The following is a 17374-nucleotide window of genomic DNA, read 5'->3' as shown; positions in this document are numbered from 1 at the left end:
GAGATGCTGGTGCTGGCTGGGAGGCCCCGGATCAGGTCCGGGGCGCGGAGCACCAGGCAGGATCGTCACGCCGCAGCCGTCGTTGACGCGGTTCACCTCGTCCCCAAAAACAAAAAGGGGTCGCCCGAAGGCGACCCCGATCATCCGTCTGGATGGCGTGACTTACATCATGCCGCCCATGCCGCCCATGCCGCCCATGTCGGGCATGCCGCCACCGGCACCGGGCTTCTCGGGCTTGTCTGCCACCATCGCTTCGGTGGTGATCAGCAGACCGGCGATCGATGCTGCGTCCTGCAGGGCAGTGCGCACCACTTTCGCGGGGTCGATCACGCCGAATTTGAACATGTCGCCATATTCTTCGGTCTGGGCGTTGAAGCCGAACTTGACGTCGTCGCTTTCGCGGACCTTGCCAGCCACCACGGAACCGTCGACACCGGCGTTCTCTGCGATCTGGCGCAGCGGCGCTTCCAGCGCCTTGCGGACGATCGAGATACCGACGTTCTGGTCGTTGTTGTCGCCGGTCAGACCTTCGAGGGTCTTGGCCGCCTGCACCAGGGCCACACCGCCGCCGACGACGATGCCTTCCTGCACAGCTGCGCGGGTCGCGTTCAGGGCGTCGTCGACGCGGTCCTTGCGCTCTTTCACTTCGACCTCGGTCATGCCGCCAACGCGGATGACAGCCACACCGCCGGCCAGTTTGGCGACGCGTTCCTGCAGCTTCTCACGGTCGTAGTCCGAGGTGGTTTCCTCGATCTGGTTGCGGATCTGGGCGACGCGCGCTTCGATTTCCGCTTTCTCGCCAGCACCGTCGACGATGGTGGTCTCGTCCTTGGTGATCGAGATTTTCTTGGCGGTGCCGAGCATGTCCATGGTGACCGACTCGAGCTTCATGCCGAGGTCTTCCGAGATCACCTGGCCGCCGGTCAGGATCGCGATGTCCTGCAGCATGGCCTTGCGGCGATCGCCGAAGCCCGGTGCCTTGACGGCTGCGATTTTCAGGCCGCCGCGCAGCTTGTTGACCACGAGGGTCGCCAGCGCTTCGCCTTCCACGTCTTCCGCGATGATCAGCAGCGGCTTCTGCGACTGGATCACCTGCTCGAGCAGCGGAACCATCGGCTGCAGCGAGGAGAGTTTCTTCTCGTGCAGCAGCACCATGCAGTCTTCCAGCTCGGCAATCATCTTGTCCGAGTTGGTGACGAAGTAGGGGCTCAGGTAGCCGCGGTCGAACTGCATGCCTTCGACGACATCGGTCTCGGTCTCGAGGCCTTTGTTCTCTTCGACGGTGATCACGCCTTCGTTGCCGACTTTCTGCATCGCGTCAGCAATCTGCTGGCCGATTTCGGCTTCGCCGTTGGCCGAGATGGTGCCGACCTGTGCGACTTCGTGGCTGTCGGAGACTTCGCGGGCCGCCGCCTTGATCGCTGCGACGACTTTCGAGGTCGCGAGGTCGATGCCGCGCTTGAGGTCCATCGGGTTCATGCCCGCTGCGACCGACTTCATGCCTTCCTTGACGATGGCTTGCGCCAGCACGGTTGCGGTGGTGGTCCCGTCACCGGCTTCGTCGTTGGTGCGGGAAGCGACTTCCTTCACCATCTGTGCGCCCATGTTCTCGAACTTGTCTTCCAGTTCGATTTCCTTGGCAACCGACACACCGTCTTTGGTGATGCGCGGTGCGCCGAAGGATTTGTCGAGCACGACGTTACGGCCTTTCGGGCCGAGGGTCACCTTCACCGCATCGGCGAGGATGTTGACGCCCTTGAGCATCTTGTTGCGGGCATCGGTATCGAATTTGACGTCCTTGGCAGCCATTTGAGACTCTCCTTGACTTGAAATTTCGGTGGATCAGGTGGGTGGCGGGGCCACCCGGCAACTATCAGGCGATAACGCCCATGATGTCGCTTTCCTTCATGATCAGCAGCTCTTCGCCGTCCAGCGTGATCTCGGTGCCCGACCATTTGCCGAACAGGATCTTGTCGCCGGCCTTGACGTCCATGTCGAGGCGCTTGCCGCTGTCGTCGCGCGCGCCGGCGCCCACAGCCACAACTTCACCTTCCTGCGGCTTTTCCTTAGCGCTGTCAGGAATGATCAACCCGCCCTTGGTTTTCTCTTCGCTCTCGGTGCGACGCACCAGCACGCGGTCATGCAGCGGTGTAAATGCCATCTTTGCAGCTCCTTGGCTCAAAGTTCTGTTCCAGTCTGGCCCCTCTCGAGGAGCCGTTAGCACTCACCCTGTTTGAGTGCTAACGGCGCATAGCTAGGCAGTTTGCCGGCCTCTGTCAACAAGTGGGTTGGGAAAAATTATGCGCGTTTCCGGCGGCGGGACTTGCCGCGAAAGGGTTCCGCTCTAGGTGTGTTGCCCGGCTTCGGCTTGCAACCCCGGGAGGGCGAAAAACCCCGGCGTTGCGCCGGATTTCACGGGTGGAGGGGGGCTTTGCCCCCCGGCCAGAGGCCTCCCCCCAAGGGTATTTTAGAACAGAAGAAGCAGGGGGCCGGGGGAGCAGGGTCAGGCCCGGCGACCCCGGATCAGCGAGAAGGTGACGCTGGCGGCAAAGAGCAGCGCCGCGGCACAGACGATGGTCGGGCCGGTGGGCGAATCGAGCAGCAGCGCCAGTTGCACCCCGCCCAGCACCGCGCCCGCGCCCACCAGCGCGGCAATGGCGGCCATGGTCTCTGGCGTCGAGGACAGCGGGCGGGCAGCGGCCGAGGGGATGATCAGCATGGCGGCGATCAGCAGCACGCCCACCACCTTGATCGCCACGGCGACCACCAGCGCCAGCGCCAGGGTCAGCACCATCTGTTCGCGCCGGGGGTCGATGCCGGCGGCCCAGGCGAGCTCGTCGCTGAGCGTCGCGGTGAGCAGCGCCTGCCAGCGCCAGAGCATCAACCCGATCACCGAGGCCGCCCCGCCCCAGATCACCAGAAGGTCGGACCGGCCGACAGCGAGGATGTCGCCGAAGAGATAGGACATCAGGTCGATCCGCACGCCATCGAGCAGCGACACCGCCACCAGCCCGAAGGCCAGCGAGGAATGCGCCAGCACGCCCAGCATGGTGTCGACCGCAAATCCGCGGCCCGACAGCACCGAGACCGTCGTCGCCATCGCTAGCGCCACGATCAGCGCACCGAGCAGCGGCGAGGCCGAGAAGGCCAGCGCCAGCGCCACGCCGAGGATCGAGGCATGCGCTGTGGCATCGCCGAAATAGGCCATCCGCCGCCAGACCACGAAACAACCCAGCGGGGCCGCCGCCAAGGCCACGCCGAGGCCCGCCAGCACCGCGCGGACAATGAAATCGTCGAGCAGGGTCATTCCGCCGCCTCGTGCTTGTGTTTGTGGTCATGCGCGTGATCGGAACCGTGATCGTGATCGCAGCCGGCGTCGTGCTCGTGGTCGTGCTCATGCCGATAGAGCGCCAGCGCGCCGCCGGTACCGGAGCCAAAGAGCGCGCGGTATTCCGGGGCGGAGGCCACGATCTCGGGGTGGCCCTCGCAGCAGACATGGCCGTTGAGGCAGATCACCCGGTCGGAGGCGCTCATCACCACGTGCAGATCATGGCTGACCATCAGCACCGCGCAGCCCAGTTCGCCGCGCAGGTCCTCGATCCGGCGATAGAAGGCCGCGGCGCCGGGCTGGTCGAGCCCCTGGGTCGGTTCGTCGAGCAGCAGCAGATGCGGCTCGTGCAGGATCGCCCGGGCCAGCAACACGCGCTGCAACTGGCCACCGGACAGCGCCGCCATCTGGCGACCGGCGAGGTCGGGCACCCCTGCCCGCTCAAGCGCCGTGGCGCGGCGGGCGGGTGAGACGCGGGTCGGCAGCGACAGGAAACGGTCGACGGGCATCGGCAGGGTCGGGTCGATATGCAGCTTCTGCGGCACGTAGCCGACGCGCATGCCCCTGGGCCGGTCGATCCGCCCGGCGTAGGGTTTGACCGCACCGATCAGCGCCCGCAGCAGCGTCGACTTGCCAGAGCCGTTGGGGCCGACGACGGTGACGATCTCGCCCTTGGTGATGGCGAAATCCACGTTGCTCAGGGCCGGGAAGCTGCCGTGGCGAATGCTCACGCCCTGCATTGACATCAGGGTCATTCGGCGGCCGCCTCGCGGCAATTGGGGCAGAGCCCCTCGGCCTCGATCACCGCGCGTTCGACGGCAAAGCCGGCCTCTTCTGCCAGATCGCGCAAGAGCGTCATGGCCGGGCGCGCACGGGTCTCGGCCACCGCATCGCAGGCGCGGCAGATCAGGAAGGCCGGGGTGTGATCGGCACCGGGATGGACGCAGCCAACAAAGGCGTTGAGCCGCTCGATCTTGTGGGCAAAGCCGTTCTTCACCAGGAATTCCAGCGCCCGGTAGACCACCGGCGGTTGCGAGCCGAAGCCCTCGGCCCCCAGCACCTGCAAGAGGTCATAGGCGCCCATGGCGCGGTGTTCCGACAGCAGGATTTCCAGCGTGCGGCGGCGCACCGGGGTGAACTGCAGCCCCTTGGCCGCACAATGTTCGTCGGCGGCGGCCACGCCGCCGGTCATGCAGGTCTGATGGTCGTGCTGGTCAAAGCCGATCGGGTCCATGCGCCGCCCTTTCACGTTTTTCGACTTGATACGTAATAACCTGCCGGCTATCAAGCGCCAAACGTTATAAGGTAACATCTCCATGTTGAAATCTCTTTCGCTTCCCTTGGCGCTTGCCGCTGCCCCTGCCCTTGCCGAGGTGCCCAGCGTCGCGGTCGATATCGCGCCGCTGCACGGGCTGGTGGCCCGGGTGATGGACGGTGTCGGCACGCCCGAGCTGATCGTGCCCGCCGGCGCCTCGCCGCATGATTTCGCCCTGCGGCCCTCGCAGGCGCGGGCGCTGCAGAGCGCCGATCTGGTGGTCTGGGCCGGGCCGGCGCTGGCGCCCTGGCTGGACCGGACGCTGGACACGCTGTCCTCGGAGGCAGTGATTGATGTCAACGCCTACCCCGAGACCCGCCTGCTGAAGTGGCGCGAGAGTTTCGGAGATGGGCATGACCACGGGCATGCGGACGAAATGGCCCATGCGGACCATGACCATGGTGAGGACGACCACGCCGAGCATGACGGTCACGCCAATCACGACGACCACGCCGAAGAAGACGCGCATACCGGCCACGGCCACGCCGGACATGATCACGGCGACAGCGCGTATGATCCCCACAGCTGGCTCGACCCGGCCAACGCCAAGGCCTGGAGCCGGCTGATCGCCGAGACCCTGGCCGAGCGCGACCCGGAGAATGCCGAGCGCTACCGCGCCAATGCCTCCGAAGCCCTGGCCGAGATCGACGCCGCGAGCGCGGCGGCAGAGGCGCTGCTGGCGCCGGTGCGCGACCACAAGTTCCTCGTCTTCCACGACGCCTATCACTACTTCGAAGAGCATTTCGACCTGCATGCCGCAGGCGCTGTGTCTCTGGGCGATGCCGCGGCCCCCGGCCCGGCACGGGTGCGGGCGCTGCAGGCGCAGGTCGCGGCCGAGGGGATCACCTGCCTCTTTGCCGAACCGCAATTCGACAGCGGGCTGATCGACACCTTGGCCGAAGGCACAGGTGCGCGGATTGCCACGCTCGATCCGCTGGGCAGCGGGCTGGAGACAGGGCCAGGCTTCTACCCGGCACTGATCACCGGGATGGCCAAGGCGATGGCGGACTGCCTGAAAGGCTGACCCCAGAACGCAAAAGGCCCCGGCAGCACCGCCGGGGCCTTTGCAATTTTGTCGGACAGAGCCGGGGTCAGCCCCGGATCACCTTGGCGAACTGATTGAAAAGACGCTCGTTGGCGCAGATCACCGAGCGATCGTCAAACGGATCGGCGTCGGGTGTGATCGCCTCGGCCAAAGCGCCAGCCTCGCGGGCAATCAGCAGGCCGCCGGCAACATCCCAGGCCTGAATGTCGCGTTCCCAGTAGCCGTCAAAGCGACCGGCCGCCACATAAGCCAGATCGAGCGCCGCGGCGCCCCAGCGCCGCACACCGGCACAGACCGGCATCAGCCGGGCAAGGTCGGTCAGCGTCTCGGGCAGGCCACGACGGGTGCCGAAGGGCACGCCGGTGGCAAACAGCGCCTCGTTCATGCCGCGACGGTCAGACACCCGCACGCGGGTGTCGTTCATCCAGGCGCCGCCGCCCTTCTCGGCAAAGAACATCTCGTCCTTGGCGGGGTCGAAAACCACCGCCGAGACGATCTGGCCCTTGTGTTCCAGCGCGATCGACACCGCCCAATGCGGCAGACCGTGCAGAAAGTTCGAGGTGCCGTCGAGCGGATCCACGATCCAGCGGCGGGTTGGGTCCTGGCCTGCGGTCTCGCCACCCTCTTCACCGAGGAAGCCATAGGTGGGCCGCGCGCCCATCAGCTCTTCCTTGATGATCTTCTCGGCGGCAATGTCGGCCTTGGTCACGAAGTCGCCCGCTGCCTTGGACGAGCTCTGCAGGTTCTCGACCTCGCGGAAATCCTTGACCAGAGACCGGCCCGCCTTGCGGGCGGTCTTGAGCATGATGTTGAGATTGGCGCTGCCCTGCATATCGGCTCCTTCGGGGTCGTCGCCCGGGGGATGGGCGCGAAAAGCATCAGGCCGCGCATATACGCGGCCCGGCAGGACTTGCCAAGGCCGGATCGGCCCCGGCGGACGGGACGTGGCGGGATTACTTGTAGATCACGCCCTTGTAGCCCTCTGGCGCATAGACCCTGGGGGCGTGGGATTTCGCCAGATGGCGCCGCTTGACCACGTGCCGCGGCTTGCCGGGCGCGTTGTAGAAGCTGGCGGTGGTGTTGGGCTTGCCGCAGCAGATCTCGCCATTGGCCAGCACCGGCTGCAGACCGGCGGGGCAGGTATTGGCGACGCCGGGATAGGGAAAGACCAGGTTCTGGCCCGCCCGGGTGGTGCCGTCACCGGTATAGATGTCGCTTGCGGCCAGCGCAGGTGCTGCGCCCAGCGCCAGCAGACCGGCAATAAAGGTGGCTTTGGCAAATTTCATGGTATCCCCCGTGTCAGGATGCAATCTCTGGGTCGGAACTTGACCCAAGGCTACTTCCTTGCCGGCACAAGTCAACGAAAGCCTGCGCAAACTCCTGATCTTTTGCGGGTTTTTACCGCGGCACGCGGGGTCAGTGGGTCCGGCGCGGCGGCCCGTCCACCGGGGGCTGGCTGTCGCTGAATTCGTCCTCTTCCTCGAGCGGCACGGCATAGGCGCCGCTCAGCCACTTGCCCAGGTCGAGATCAGCGCAGCGTTTCGAGCAGAACGGCCGGTACTTGTCATCGGTGGGTTTTGCACAGATCGGACAGCTCATGGTACCTCCGGCAAGGGCGTGCGCACCCGCGCGCGGTGCAGCTCGTAGTGGCCGAGGTTGGTCCAGCCGACCATGGTGGTCTCGACCTGGCAGGTCTTGAGCGCGCGGCGCAACTCGGTCTCGGCCGGGCGCCGGTCCTTCTTGGCCATCGGCGCCAGATCGACGACAATCTGCCCGCCAAGACCGCGCAGCCGCAGCTGCCGCGGCAAATCGCGCAGCGCCGCCATGTTGGCCTTGAGCCCCGCCGCGGGCGAGGTATCGCCGCCGGTGTTCACATCGACCGCCACCAGCGCGCGGGTCGGTTCGATATACATATGACCGGCGCCTTTCAGCGGCACCAGCGGGCTCTGCAGCTCTTCGATCAGGTCGAGAACGCCCATCTCTTCGAAGGCACCTTCCTGGGTTTCGACCTGCGCCGGCTCGACCCATTCGCGCCAGGCCAGCACATGCGGCCCGTCACCTTCGGTCAGCTTTTCCGGCTCGCCGGTGGCATCGGCCAGCACCTGCCGCGCCAGCGACAGCATTGCGAGAATGTCCTCGGCAATGTCCTCGGGGTCGGCCTCAGCGCAGGACGAGCGCAGGATCAGCCCCATGTCCCGTTCCGGCATCGCCTCGTGCGCGATCTCGAGCAGCGCGTCGCGCAGGTCCTCGTCACGAATCTGCCGCGAGATGTTCAGCCCGGGCGCGCCCGGCGTGACGATGGCATGGCGGCTCTTTAACAGAAGCTTCTGCGTCACCGGCACCGCCTTGCCGGGCTCGGCACTGCCGGTGACCTGCACCAGCAGCGGCTCGCCGGGCTTCAGCCCCTTGACCTGGCGCAGGAAGACCGGGCCGTCGGGGGTGGTGAGGAACATGCCCCCCTGCCCCTTCATCGGCCGGTCGGCCTTGGCGCGATAGATCGCGCCGACGCGCACGCCCTCGCCATCGATCAGCAGGTCTTCGAGCCTGCCATCGACCAGCAACGCCGCCGCCTCGCGGCCGGCATAGTGGTCAAGAACGATCTGGCGACCCTTCATGCGGCCTCCTCCTGGTAAAGCGGATAGCCCGCGGCCTGCAACAGACCTGCGGTTTCTGCGAGGGGCAGCCCCATGATTGCCGGATAGGAGCCCTGGATCCACGGAATGAAGGCCCCGGCCATGCCCTGGATGCCATAGCCGCCGGCCTTGCCCTGCCAATCGCCCGATTGCAGATAGGCGTTGAGCTCGAGATCGCTCAACCGCTTCATCTTGACGGCGCTGACAACGTCGCGCTGCCACAGGCCCTTGGCGGTCTTCACCGCCACGGCGGTGATCACCTGATGGCGCCGCCCGCCGAGCTTGGTCAGAAACTCCGCCGCCTCGCCGATATCCGCGGGCTTGCCCAGGATACGCCGGCCCAGCGCCACGGTGGTGTCGGCGCAGAGCACGACCTCGCCCTCGCCCACCTCCAGCGCCTCGGCCTTGGCCCGCGCGATGCGAATGCAATAGGCCCGCGGCTGCTCGCCCTTCAGGGGTGTCTCGTCAATGTCCGGCGCTCGGATCTCGTCCGGCCGAACGCCCAAAAGCCCCAGCAGCTCGCGCCGTCTGGGGCTCCCCGATCCCAGGATGAACCTCACTGGAACCCCGGTTACTTGAAGCGGTAGTTGATCCGACCCTTGGTCAGATCGTAAGGTGTCATTTCCACCTGAACCTTGTCGCCAGCCAGAACGCGGATGCGGTTCTTGCGCATCTTGCCTGCCGTGTGCGCGATGATCTCATGGCCGTTTTCCAGCTCGACCCGAAACGTCGCATTCGGCAGGAGTTCCTTCACGACACCGGGAAATTCGAGCATCTCTTCCTTGGCCATGGTCTCTCCTTTGTTACACTCCCGGGCACAAAGGCCGGGCGCGCTTTAAATGATCGCTTGCGGCACGTTTTTCAAGAGGTATGTGCACGAAGATCACGCAATATGACTGACGCAGTGTCGCGGGGCTGTTCAGCCCAGTGGGCGCGGTTGGCCACCACCCCCTCGCGGCGCACCCGGGCCACGGCCCCATGCGGCACCTCGGCATAGGTCCAGCCCGGCGCGTTCAGCTTGCCCTCGGCCAGCACGCCGGTCGGCGGAAAGCCCAGGTCCGGCGGGCCAAAGACACCGCCCGCCCCGGTGTTGGTGTCCACCGCCTCGGACCAGGGTGCCGCGCCAACGGTGCTCGACATCACCGCCACGCATTGCGCCTCGAGCGCCCGCGCCATCGCGCCGATCCGCACCCGCCAATAGCCCGCCAGCGCCTCGGTGCAGGAGGGCACCAGCAGGATGTCCGCCTCTGACAGCGCCCGCCCCAGCAGGGGAAATTCGCTGTCATAACAGATCAATATGCCGATCCGCCCCAGGTCCGTCTCGATCAGACACAGCGGATCGCCGCCCACCACGCCCCAGGGATCGCGCTCGAAGCGGGTCATGATCTGCTTGTCCTGGTGCACCATGTTGCCCGAGGGGGCAAAGAGCCGCGCCCGGTTCACCGGCCGCACCCCGCCGGCAAAGACCGGCGCCGAGGCGGCGCAGATATGCACCCCTTGCTCTGCCGCCAAGCGCGCATGCAATGCATCCGCCTCGCCCAACCGCTCCGACACCGCATGCAAGGACCGCTCGAGGTCCCCCGCCACCTCCAGCCCCGCCAGCGTCGCCAGTTCCATCGCGCCATATTCCGGAAACAGCAGCAGCTCGGCCCCCTGCCCCGCGGCCTCTTCCACCCATGAGGCGATCTTGTCCTCATAGGCCGCCCAGCTCTCCAACACCGCCATCGGATAGGCCGCCGTTGCAATCTTCACCATCGTCCACTCTTCCTCTTGCCCAAAATACCCTCGGGGGAGTCGCCAAAGGCGACGGGGGCAGCGCCCCCAAATTCAGATCTCCACATCCAGCGTCACCGGAAAATGGTCGGACCCCACCACAAGGGCCTCGCGCAATTCCGGCGTTCGCCAGCAGGCCGGATCGTTGAACGGATGCCAGATCCGCCATTCCGGCCGCTTGGCGCAGAGGTCCGGCGAGACAAAGATGTAGTCCAGCAGCGCCTGAAGGTAGCGATCCTGCGGCGCGATGTAAAACCGCGCCGAGGTCGGCTGCGCCCCTAGCCGCCGCTGCAGGGCGATGCTGGCGTTGGGGTCATAGAGCCTTGGCCCGTCGCGCCCCTCACCGCGCACGATCTCGACCGAGGAGCGCCCGAAGAGCTCCTCGTATTCGTCGAGCCCCGGCCCGTCGTTGAGATCACCCAGCACCATCAGGCTCTCGCCCGCCTTCAGATGTTCCGCCACCCGCAGCCGCAGCCAGATCGCCTGGGCCAGCTGCTTGCGGCGGTTGGCGATCGACAGCCGCATGATCTGGTCGCGGGTTACCGCGCCATGCGGCGCCTTGGATTTCAGATGCGCACCGATCATCCGGAACCGCGTGCCGCTTCGGGTCTCCATCGCCAGTTCCAGCGGCGGCTTGGAAAACTGCACCCGGTCGCGATGGGCGTCGAAATCGAGGTCGATCTCGAAGATGCCGTCGAAGCGCGGCGCCAGGGCGCTTTCGCCGGGGTCGTGCCGCGCGCTCAGCACGTCCGGGTCATAGAGCAGCGCGATCTCCTGCTGGGTGGTGTTGGTAAACCCGATCACCGCCTTGCGCGCCCGCAGCCCGAAGGTCGCGGCAAAGGTCTCGAGCGCGCGCGCCCCGTCGCGGCCGCGATGGCTGTCGGGCGCCTCGATCACCATGACCGCATCGGCGTCCATGGCGGTGAAGACCACGCCCAGCGCCTCGGCCTGGTCGCGCCGCGTGACCCCGTGACGGGCCGAGGGCGCGTCGTCCGCCAGCAACTGCCCGGCATCATCGAAGAGCGCGTCGAACCATTCCACGTTGTAGGTCGCAATCCGCATTCCGCGCCTCCGGCTGCCCCGGCGCATAATGGCAGCCTCGCGCGCCGCCGCAACCCGCGCCGGTTTGATCCCGATCAAGGCGGCGCGCGGCCGGCCCGCTACGGTGGCGAGACCTACACTGCAAAGGAGCCCCTCATGAGCCACACCCCGCACGAGCTGACCGAGGATTTCCTGGAATACGCCGCCCGGATCCACGACCTCAAAACCAGCGACAGTCACTTTGCCCGGCTGGCCGAGAGCTATCACGCCATCAATCGCGCGGTGCACCGCGCCGAAACCAACGTCGAACCGGTGACCGAGAGCCTCGAGACCGAGATGCGTCGCCAGCGGGCCGCGCTCAAGGACCAGATTTACGACATTCTCTGCGCGCCATAGGCCCCTGCGACCGGATGCACGGTTGAAAATTCCGCGCCGCAGCGCATATCCGAACGAAATCATCAGGATATCGGGAGGATTCGATGCTTCTACGGGCCATCGACCGTTTTTTCAGCCACGAAGCATCAGGCGGCATCCTCTTGATCGAGACCGCCGAGCCGGCCTGAGCCACCTCAGGCCGCCACCAGCCGCGCCACCTCGGCCAGGTCGGCGCGGAACGCGGCCTCTTCGTCGGCCCGCTGCTGCGGGTCGCGCAGGCGCAGCAGATAGCTGGGGTGCACGGTGACAAAGACCGCCTGCTCCCCCGCCATTTCCAGCTTGCCGCGTCGCTTCAGCAGCCCGGTGCCATTGCCGGTCAGCCCGCGCAGCGCGCTGGCGCCCAGCGCCACCGTCAGCTTGGGGCGCACCCGCTCACGCTCGAGATCGAGCCACCAGCGGCAGTGGTCGATCTCGTGATTGTTGGGCGCCTGGTGCAGGCGGCGCTTGCCCTGCGGGCGGAATTTGAAGTGCTTGACGGCGTTGGTCACATAGACCTCGTCGCGCGCGATCCCGACCTCCTGCAGCACCCGGTCGAACACCTGCCCTGCCGGCCCGACAAAAGGCCGGCCTTCGAGGTCCTCGCGGTCGCCGGGCTGCTCGCCCACGAACATCAGCTGCGCATCGAGCGGCCCCTCACCCGGCACAGCCTGGGTCGCATTTTCCCACAGCGGGCAGCGGCGGCAGCCGGCCAGCGCCTCGGCCATCTTGCCCTCGCCCGGCATCTCGGCGCGGGTCTCGGCAAAGCGCGCGGTGATCCGCTCGGCGCGCAGCGGCGGCAGGCTGGGGGCTGCGGCCTGCATCTCGGCCGCCCGTGCCCGCGCGCCGGCAATCATCCCGGGGATATGCGCGGCCTCGGGCATGTTCTTCCAGTATTTCTTTGGCATCTCCGCCTGCATCGCCTTCAGCTTCACCCGCGCCGGATTGAAGATATTGCGAAAATACGTGCCCCAAAGCTCTTCGGTGGCATCCTCGGGCAGCGGCGGCTTGGCCTGACCGGGGGCAAAGCTCAGCTTGCCGGCCTCGAACTGCGCGGTGAGATCGGGCGTCACGATGGTCCAGTCCATGTCGCCGAAGCGCTTGGCAAAGAATGGCGCCGTGGGCTCCATGATGTAATGCGAGGGCTCGAACCAGGCGGCAAAGCGGCGGCGGGCGTCGCCGGACGCGCCGATGTCGCGGAAGCGCACGAAGGCGGTCATCTTGTGCTTGTCGCGGCCGACCTCCTTGGCCAGCGCGTTGAGCTTGGCGACACGGGCATCGCCGCGATCCTCGAACAGCCGCGGCTGCGCCTGCAGCGCCCAGAGCATGGCATAGGCGCGGGCAAAACGCTCGGGATCGCGGTGCCAGAGCGCCAGACGCACGGTCTGCAGAAAGCTCTTCGGCACGGTGAACCGCGCGCCCTCTGGCGCCGGCGGCACCGGTGCCTCCTCGCCAAAGAGATCGGCACCGCTCTGGCCGCGCTGCCAGACGATCTCTTCCGGCGGCATGTCAGCGGCCAGCGCGCCGCGCGCGGCCTCGCGCCAGGCATCGAAAGTGCCGACCTCGGGCAGGGTCACTCGCTGCATCAGAACAGCGCGAGCTGTTCCGGCGGCGGCGCAAAGCGCGCGCGCAGGTCGGCGGCATCAAGGTCCTTGGCCCGCCAGCCCGGCAGGGTGATGAAGCTGCGCGCCGATTTCAGGTTGGCGCCCATCCTCTGCAGATCCTCCCAGCGGACCGAGCGATGCCGGCGCGAGGCAAGGATGCGCCCCACCGTCTTGGTGCCAAAGCCCGGGACCCGTAGCAGCACCTCCTTGCTCGCGCGGTTGACGTCGACCGGGAAAAGTTCGCGATGCTCCAGCGCCCAGGCGAGCTTGGGGTCGATCGCCAGATCGAGGTTGCCATCCGCCCGCGCCGAGGTGATCTCGGCGGCGTCGAAGCCGTAGAACCGCATCAGCCAATCCGCCTGATAGAGCCGATGTTCGCGCATCAACGGCGGCTGGATCAGCGGCAGCGTGGCCGAGGCGTCAGGGATCGGCGAGAAGGCCGAGTAATAGACCCGGCCCAGCCGATAGCTGGAATAAAGCCGCGTCGAGGTCTTGAGGATAGTGGCGTCACTCGCCCCGTCAGCGCCGACGATCATCTGCGTCGACTGTCCGGCGGGGGCAAACTTCGTCGCCCTTCTGCCGCGGTAGGTCTTTTCCCGACCGGCCTCACGCAGCACCCGCACATCGGCCATCGCCTTGCGGATCTGGTCGGGGTTCTTCTCGGGGGCGTAATCCTTGACCGCCGCATCGGTCGGCAGTTCGACATTGATCGACAACCGGTCGGCATGGCGCCCGGCCTCTTCGATCAGATGCGGCGCGGCGTCGGGAATGGTTTTCAGGTGAATGTAGCCGCGAAAGCCGTGCTCTTCGCGCAGCGTCTTCACGATGCGCACCATGTCGGCCATGGTGTCATCCGGCGAGCGGATGATGCCCGACGACAGGAACAGCCCTTCAATGTAATTGCGGCGATAGAACTCCAGCGTCAGCTCGATCACCTCTTCCGGGCTGAACCTCGCCCGCTCGACATTCGATGACACCCGGTTGATGCAATAGGCGCAATCATAGATGCAGAAGTTGGTCATCAGGATCTTGAGCAGGCTGATGCACCGTCCGTCCGGCGCGTAGGCGTGGCAGATGCCCGACCCAGTGGTCGAGCCGATGCCGATGCCGTCGCGCGAATCCCGCTTCTCCCCGCCGCTCGAGGCGCAGGAGGCGTCGTACTTGGCCGCGTCAGAGAGAATCGCGAGCTTTTCTTGCAAGGTTCTTTTGGGCATGATGTTCACAATATGTTCTCAAGACGTGAACCGCAACATGCCCGTGGCTCACATCCCTGTCATCCGCCCCTCGCGGGTCATTCGATCTCGTAGGGCAGCACATCGCGGCTGTCGGGCTGGATGTGCAGCTTCTGCTCGAGCGGCGGGATGGCGCGCTGGTGGCAATGGGTTCGCTCACAGATACGGCAGGAGATGCCGATCGGTTCAAAAATCGCATCCTGCGTAACGTCGAGCCCATCGGCGTAGACCAGCTGCCCGGCATGCTCGACCTCGCAGCCCAGCGACATGGCATAGCGCCGGACCGGCGCGCCGTAGCGCCCGCCGCTTTTCGAGATGTCCCGCGCGATGGAGATATAGCGCACCCCGTCCGGCGTCTCGGCCAGCTGCCGCAGGAAGCGGCCCGGCGTTTCAAAGGCGCGGTGCACGTTCCACAGCGGACAGGCGCCGCCGAAACGGGCGAATTGCAGACGGGTGGCCGAGTGGCGCTTGGTGATCGTCCCGGCCTGATCGACGCGGACAAAGAAGAACGGCACACCCTTGGCCCCCGGCCGCTGCAGGGTCGAGAGCCGGTGCGCCACCTGCTCGATCGAGGCGCCAAAGCGGGTGGCAAGCCGTTCGAGGTCATGGCGCGTCTCGCGCGCGGCGGCAAGGAAGGGGCCGTAGGGCATCAGCGCCGCCCCGGCGAAGTAGTTGGCCAGCCCGATATGGGCGATGGCGCGGGCGGTGTCGGACTGGAACCGCGCCAGATCGAGCGTCGCCTGCAGCAGCTTGTCCTGCTGCAACAGCGCCATCTGCAACAGCAGCTGGAAATTGCGCGTCTCCGGCGCGGCACGGTCCGACAGGGTGACGGTGCCGGTGGTGCGATCGTATTGCCGCAGCGTGTCGGTGGCGGCGATCCGCAGGGTGATCCCCTGCCCGTTCAGCCAGGCTTCGGCGGCGGCGGGCACGTCGCCGCGCCGCGCGGTGGCGGCGAAATTCTCGGCGGCGCGGTCGACCGCGTCGATGTAGTTGTCGCAGTAATGGAAGAAGTCGCGCACCTCTTCCCAGGGTGACAGCTGCAGCCCGCCGCCTTCGTGCCCCAGCGCCGCATCGAGCGAGGCGAGCCGCTCGTGGGTCTGCCGATAGGCGCGGTGCAGCTCGAGAAAGGCGCGCGCCAGCGCCGGCGCGTTGGACGCGGTGAGCCGCAGGTCGGCCAGGGGCGGCGCCCCGGCCTCGTCCTGGTTGAACACCGGATCGGCCAGCGCCTCGCGCATGTCCGACACCAGCCGCTCGGCGTCGCCCGAGCTCAACTCGGTCACGTCAAAGCCGAACTCCTGCGCCAGCGCCAGCACCACGGTGGTGCTGACCGGCCGGTTGTTGTTTTCCATCTGGTTGAGATAGGGCAGCGAGACGCCGAGCTTGCCGGCGAAATCCTTCTGGGTCAGCCCCAGCCGAGTGCGCGTTTCGCGCAGCTTGGCGCCGGCATAAAGTTTCTGGGTGGCCATGGAGGTGCCTTTGCGGGTTTGCTTCGGGCGCAGGCTAGCTTTGCAAATCCTTCGGGGCAAGATGCGCCGAGGCGCACCGCCTCAGGCCAGGCCCAGCTTCCGCTCGCGCCGGATCACCAGGGTGATCGCGGTGATGCCCAGCAGGCCGGTCGCCACCATCAGCCAGAGCAGCGGCCAGGCGCCCCGCCCCGGCTGCAGCAGGATACCCGCCAGCGCCGAGAGCCCCGCCCCGCCACCGATCATGATCGCCCCGCCAAGGCCGCTGGCAGTGCCGGCGAGATGCGGCCTGACCGAGAGCGTTCCGGCGGTGGCGTTGGGGATGGTCATGCCGTTGCCGAGGCCCACGAAGGTCATGAAGCCGAAAAAGCTCAACGCCGAGCCGTAGCCCGCGGCAAAGACCAGCATCGACAGCACGACGCCCAGAGTGTTGATCCAGCAGCCCCAGAGCACCATACGGTTGACCCCGACCTTGGCCGAATACCGACCAGACAGGCCGTTGCCGATGAAATAACCCACCGCTGGTGCGCCGAACATCAGGCCCAGCACCGCCGGATCGAGGTTGAAGACCTCTGTCCCCACGAAAGGCGCGCCGCCGAGATAGGCAAAGAACGCGCCCGAGGAGAAGCCCGCCGCCAGCGCATAGCCCCAGAACCGCGGCGCGCGCAGCAGCTCGGGGTAGTCCTGGAACTGCCGCAGCAGGGTCTGGCCAGAGCGCATCTTGGTCTCGCCCAGGTCCCGCCAGGCCAGCCAGAACGTCGCCACGCCGGCCACGAACAACAGCCAGAATGACGCCTTCCAGCCCCAGATCTCGTCCAGCACACCGCCGACCATCGGGCCGATCATCGGCACCACCGCCATGCCCATGGTGACATAGCCGATCATCGAGGCCGCCTGGTCCTGCGGCACGATATCGCGCACCACGGCGCGGCTCAGCACCATGGCCACCACCACCGAGGCCTGCGCCATGCGGCAGATCAGGAAGATCGTGACATTGGGCGCCAGAATGCAGCCCAGCGTCGCCACCAGGTAGATCATCAGCCCGCCCAGGATCACCGGCCGCCGGCCCATGTAGTCCGACATCGGCCCCACCACGAGCTGCAGACAGGCGTTGACCCCGAGGTAGATCGCAACAGACAGCTGCATCAGCCGGTAGTCGGTCTCGAAATAGGCGGTCATCCCCGGCAGCGAGGGCAGAAAGATGTTCATCGCCAGCGCCGCCAGACCGGCGAGCAGGATCAACGTCAGGACATGCGGCGGGGTGCTCCGGTCAAGAAATCTGACCGCGGGAATATCTGGCATGTCAGACACCTACGCCCGGCGCGTCACCATGTCCATTATCCCGCCCCCGCAAACAGGCCCGGAACAGCGCACAATGACCTGTGCATTTTTGCGAAGGTGACCCGACAGGAACGCGGAATTGAGTTTGCAAATATTCCGATTCCTTTGCAAGCTTATTTGCAAATATTCCACCTTTACCTTGCCTCGTCGCTGCATCGCAGTATGGTCTCGCGGAAACAGTCAAGGGG

At 66.4% G+C, this 17374-nt stretch carries 19 protein-coding genes; 2 read left to right on the top strand and 17 right to left on the bottom strand.

Annotated elements, in window-relative coordinates; all coding sequences use genetic code 11:
- Positions 1-162: 162 nt before the first annotated feature.
- From groL to ACN0SE_RS03475, 5 genes are all read right to left on the bottom strand, one after another.
- On the bottom strand, positions 163-1809 hold the full coding sequence (groL, locus tag ACN0SE_RS03495; protein ID WP_417523093.1) for a chaperonin GroEL: 1647 nt from the start codon (positions 1807-1809) through the stop codon (positions 163-165).
- Between the two features lie 64 nt (positions 1810-1873).
- Positions 1874-2161 carry a co-chaperone GroES gene (gene groES, locus ACN0SE_RS03490; protein WP_417523092.1) on the bottom strand — a complete coding sequence of 96 codons (288 nt, stop codon included), beginning with the start codon at positions 2159-2161 and terminating at the stop codon, positions 1874-1876.
- Positions 2162-2503: 342 nt separating this feature from the next.
- Entirely contained in the window at positions 2504-3307 is an 804-nt protein-coding gene (locus ACN0SE_RS03485; protein WP_417523091.1) for a metal ABC transporter permease, read from the bottom strand.
- Positions 3304-4083: an ATP-binding cassette domain-containing protein gene (locus ACN0SE_RS03480; protein ID WP_417523090.1), complete on the bottom strand. Its 780-nt coding sequence runs from the start codon at positions 4081-4083 to the stop codon at positions 3304-3306. Before ACN0SE_RS03480 ends, ACN0SE_RS03485 begins: the two co-directional genes overlap by 4 nt.
- Positions 4080-4562: a transcriptional repressor gene (locus ACN0SE_RS03475; RefSeq protein WP_417523089.1), complete on the bottom strand. Its 483-nt coding sequence runs from the start codon at positions 4560-4562 to the stop codon at positions 4080-4082. The genes ACN0SE_RS03480 and ACN0SE_RS03475 overlap by 4 nt, the downstream gene beginning before the upstream one ends.
- Before the next feature lie 82 nt (positions 4563-4644).
- Here ACN0SE_RS03475 and ACN0SE_RS03470 point away from each other — a divergent pair, with 82 nt between their 5' ends.
- Positions 4645-5667: a zinc ABC transporter substrate-binding protein gene (locus ACN0SE_RS03470; protein WP_417523088.1), complete on the top strand. Its 1023-nt coding sequence runs from the start codon at positions 4645-4647 to the stop codon at positions 5665-5667.
- A 67-nt stretch (positions 5668-5734) separates the two neighbouring features.
- On the opposite strand, the gene ACN0SE_RS03465 is transcribed toward ACN0SE_RS03470, so the two are convergent.
- The 8 genes from ACN0SE_RS03465 to ACN0SE_RS03430 form a co-directional block, all read right to left on the bottom strand.
- On the bottom strand, positions 5735-6520 hold the full coding sequence (locus ACN0SE_RS03465) for an inositol monophosphatase family protein (RefSeq protein WP_417523087.1): 786 nt from the start codon (positions 6518-6520) through the stop codon (positions 5735-5737).
- Between the two features lie 121 nt (positions 6521-6641).
- Positions 6642-6974, bottom strand: a complete 333-nt coding sequence (locus ACN0SE_RS03460) for a hypothetical protein (RefSeq protein ID WP_417523086.1) — start codon at positions 6972-6974, stop codon at positions 6642-6644.
- A gap of 130 nt (positions 6975-7104) precedes the next feature.
- Entirely contained in the window at positions 7105-7287 is a 183-nt protein-coding gene (locus tag ACN0SE_RS03455; protein ID WP_417523085.1) for a DNA gyrase inhibitor YacG, read from the bottom strand.
- Positions 7284-8303 carry a ribonuclease E/G gene (locus ACN0SE_RS03450; protein WP_417523084.1) on the bottom strand — a complete coding sequence of 340 codons (1020 nt, stop codon included), beginning with the start codon at positions 8301-8303 and terminating at the stop codon, positions 7284-7286. The genes ACN0SE_RS03455 and ACN0SE_RS03450 overlap by 4 nt, the downstream gene beginning before the upstream one ends.
- Positions 8300-8881 carry a Maf family protein gene (locus ACN0SE_RS03445; RefSeq protein ID WP_417523083.1) on the bottom strand — a complete coding sequence of 194 codons (582 nt, stop codon included), beginning with the start codon at positions 8879-8881 and terminating at the stop codon, positions 8300-8302. The genes ACN0SE_RS03450 and ACN0SE_RS03445 overlap by 4 nt, the downstream gene beginning before the upstream one ends.
- Before the next feature lie 11 nt (positions 8882-8892).
- Positions 8893-9111 carry a translation initiation factor IF-1 gene (infA, locus tag ACN0SE_RS03440; RefSeq protein ID WP_011455993.1) on the bottom strand — a complete coding sequence of 73 codons (219 nt, stop codon included), beginning with the start codon at positions 9109-9111 and terminating at the stop codon, positions 8893-8895.
- 71 nt (positions 9112-9182) lie between these two features.
- On the bottom strand, positions 9183-10073 hold the full coding sequence (locus ACN0SE_RS03435) for a carbon-nitrogen hydrolase family protein (RefSeq protein ID WP_417523254.1): 891 nt from the start codon (positions 10071-10073) through the stop codon (positions 9183-9185).
- 75 nt (positions 10074-10148) lie between these two features.
- Entirely contained in the window at positions 10149-11156 is a 1008-nt protein-coding gene (locus ACN0SE_RS03430) for an endonuclease/exonuclease/phosphatase family protein (protein WP_417523082.1), read from the bottom strand.
- A gap of 135 nt (positions 11157-11291) precedes the next feature.
- Between ACN0SE_RS03430 and ACN0SE_RS03425 the strand changes: the two genes are divergently transcribed.
- Positions 11292-11531: a YdcH family protein gene (locus ACN0SE_RS03425; RefSeq protein WP_417523081.1), complete on the top strand. Its 240-nt coding sequence runs from the start codon at positions 11292-11294 to the stop codon at positions 11529-11531.
- A 173-nt stretch (positions 11532-11704) separates the two neighbouring features.
- On the opposite strand, the gene ACN0SE_RS03420 is transcribed toward ACN0SE_RS03425, so the two are convergent.
- From ACN0SE_RS03420 to ACN0SE_RS03405, 4 genes are all read right to left on the bottom strand, one after another.
- A complete protein-coding gene (locus ACN0SE_RS03420; RefSeq protein WP_417523080.1) occupies positions 11705-13132 on the bottom strand; it encodes a UdgX family uracil-DNA binding protein in 1428 nt (475 codons plus the stop codon).
- Positions 13132-14364: a putative DNA modification/repair radical SAM protein gene (locus tag ACN0SE_RS03415; RefSeq protein WP_417523079.1), complete on the bottom strand. Its 1233-nt coding sequence runs from the start codon at positions 14362-14364 to the stop codon at positions 13132-13134. The genes ACN0SE_RS03420 and ACN0SE_RS03415 overlap by 1 nt, the downstream gene beginning before the upstream one ends.
- A 77-nt stretch (positions 14365-14441) precedes the next feature.
- Positions 14442-15848, bottom strand: a complete 1407-nt coding sequence (locus ACN0SE_RS03410) for a helix-turn-helix domain-containing protein (RefSeq protein ID WP_417523078.1) — start codon at positions 15846-15848, stop codon at positions 14442-14444.
- An 81-nt stretch (positions 15849-15929) separates the two neighbouring features.
- A complete protein-coding gene (locus ACN0SE_RS03405) occupies positions 15930-17147 on the bottom strand; it encodes a multidrug effflux MFS transporter (protein WP_417523077.1) in 1218 nt (405 codons plus the stop codon).
- Positions 17148-17374 lie beyond the last annotated feature (227 nt).

It is taken from the genome of Marinovum sp., from assembly GCF_048263515.1.
In the GTDB taxonomy this organism is placed as follows: Bacteria; Pseudomonadota; Alphaproteobacteria; order Rhodobacterales; family Rhodobacteraceae; genus Marinovum.
This window is presented reverse-complemented; position numbering and strand designations above follow the sequence as displayed.

Bases quoted from the DNA above. Each gene is read 5' to 3' on its own strand.
- ACN0SE_RS03475 (WP_417523089.1), bottom strand. From the start codon at position 4,562: ATGGACCCGATCGGCTTTGACCAGCACGACCATCAGACCTGCATGACC.
- ACN0SE_RS03405 (WP_417523077.1), bottom strand. From the start codon at position 17,147: ATGCCAGATATTCCCGCGGTCAGATTTCTTGACCGGAGCACCCCGCCG.
- ACN0SE_RS03460 (WP_417523086.1), bottom strand. From the start codon at position 6,974: ATGAAATTTGCCAAAGCCACCTTTATTGCCGGTCTGCTGGCGCTGGGC.
- ACN0SE_RS03415 (WP_417523079.1), bottom strand. From the start codon at position 14,364: ATGCCCAAAAGAACCTTGCAAGAAAAGCTCGCGATTCTCTCTGACGCG.
- ACN0SE_RS03465 (WP_417523087.1), bottom strand. From the start codon at position 6,520: ATGCAGGGCAGCGCCAATCTCAACATCATGCTCAAGACCGCCCGCAAG.
- ACN0SE_RS03450 (WP_417523084.1), bottom strand. From the start codon at position 8,303: ATGAAGGGTCGCCAGATCGTTCTTGACCACTATGCCGGCCGCGAGGCG.
- infA (WP_011455993.1), bottom strand. From the start codon at position 9,111: ATGGCCAAGGAAGAGATGCTCGAATTTCCCGGTGTCGTGAAGGAACTC.
- ACN0SE_RS03425 (WP_417523081.1), top strand. From the start codon at position 11,292: ATGAGCCACACCCCGCACGAGCTGACCGAGGATTTCCTGGAATACGCC.
- ACN0SE_RS03485 (WP_417523091.1), bottom strand. From the start codon at position 3,307: ATGACCCTGCTCGACGATTTCATTGTCCGCGCGGTGCTGGCGGGCCTC.
- ACN0SE_RS03470 (WP_417523088.1), top strand. From the start codon at position 4,645: ATGTTGAAATCTCTTTCGCTTCCCTTGGCGCTTGCCGCTGCCCCTGCC.
- ACN0SE_RS03410 (WP_417523078.1), bottom strand. From the start codon at position 15,848: ATGGCCACCCAGAAACTTTATGCCGGCGCCAAGCTGCGCGAAACGCGC.
- ACN0SE_RS03430 (WP_417523082.1), bottom strand. From the start codon at position 11,156: ATGCGGATTGCGACCTACAACGTGGAATGGTTCGACGCGCTCTTCGAT.
- groL (WP_417523093.1), bottom strand. From the start codon at position 1,809: ATGGCTGCCAAGGACGTCAAATTCGATACCGATGCCCGCAACAAGATG.
- ACN0SE_RS03420 (WP_417523080.1), bottom strand. From the start codon at position 13,132: ATGCAGCGAGTGACCCTGCCCGAGGTCGGCACTTTCGATGCCTGGCGC.
- ACN0SE_RS03480 (WP_417523090.1), bottom strand. From the start codon at position 4,083: ATGACCCTGATGTCAATGCAGGGCGTGAGCATTCGCCACGGCAGCTTC.
- ACN0SE_RS03455 (WP_417523085.1), bottom strand. From the start codon at position 7,287: ATGAGCTGTCCGATCTGTGCAAAACCCACCGATGACAAGTACCGGCCG.
- groES (WP_417523092.1), bottom strand. From the start codon at position 2,161: ATGGCATTTACACCGCTGCATGACCGCGTGCTGGTGCGTCGCACCGAG.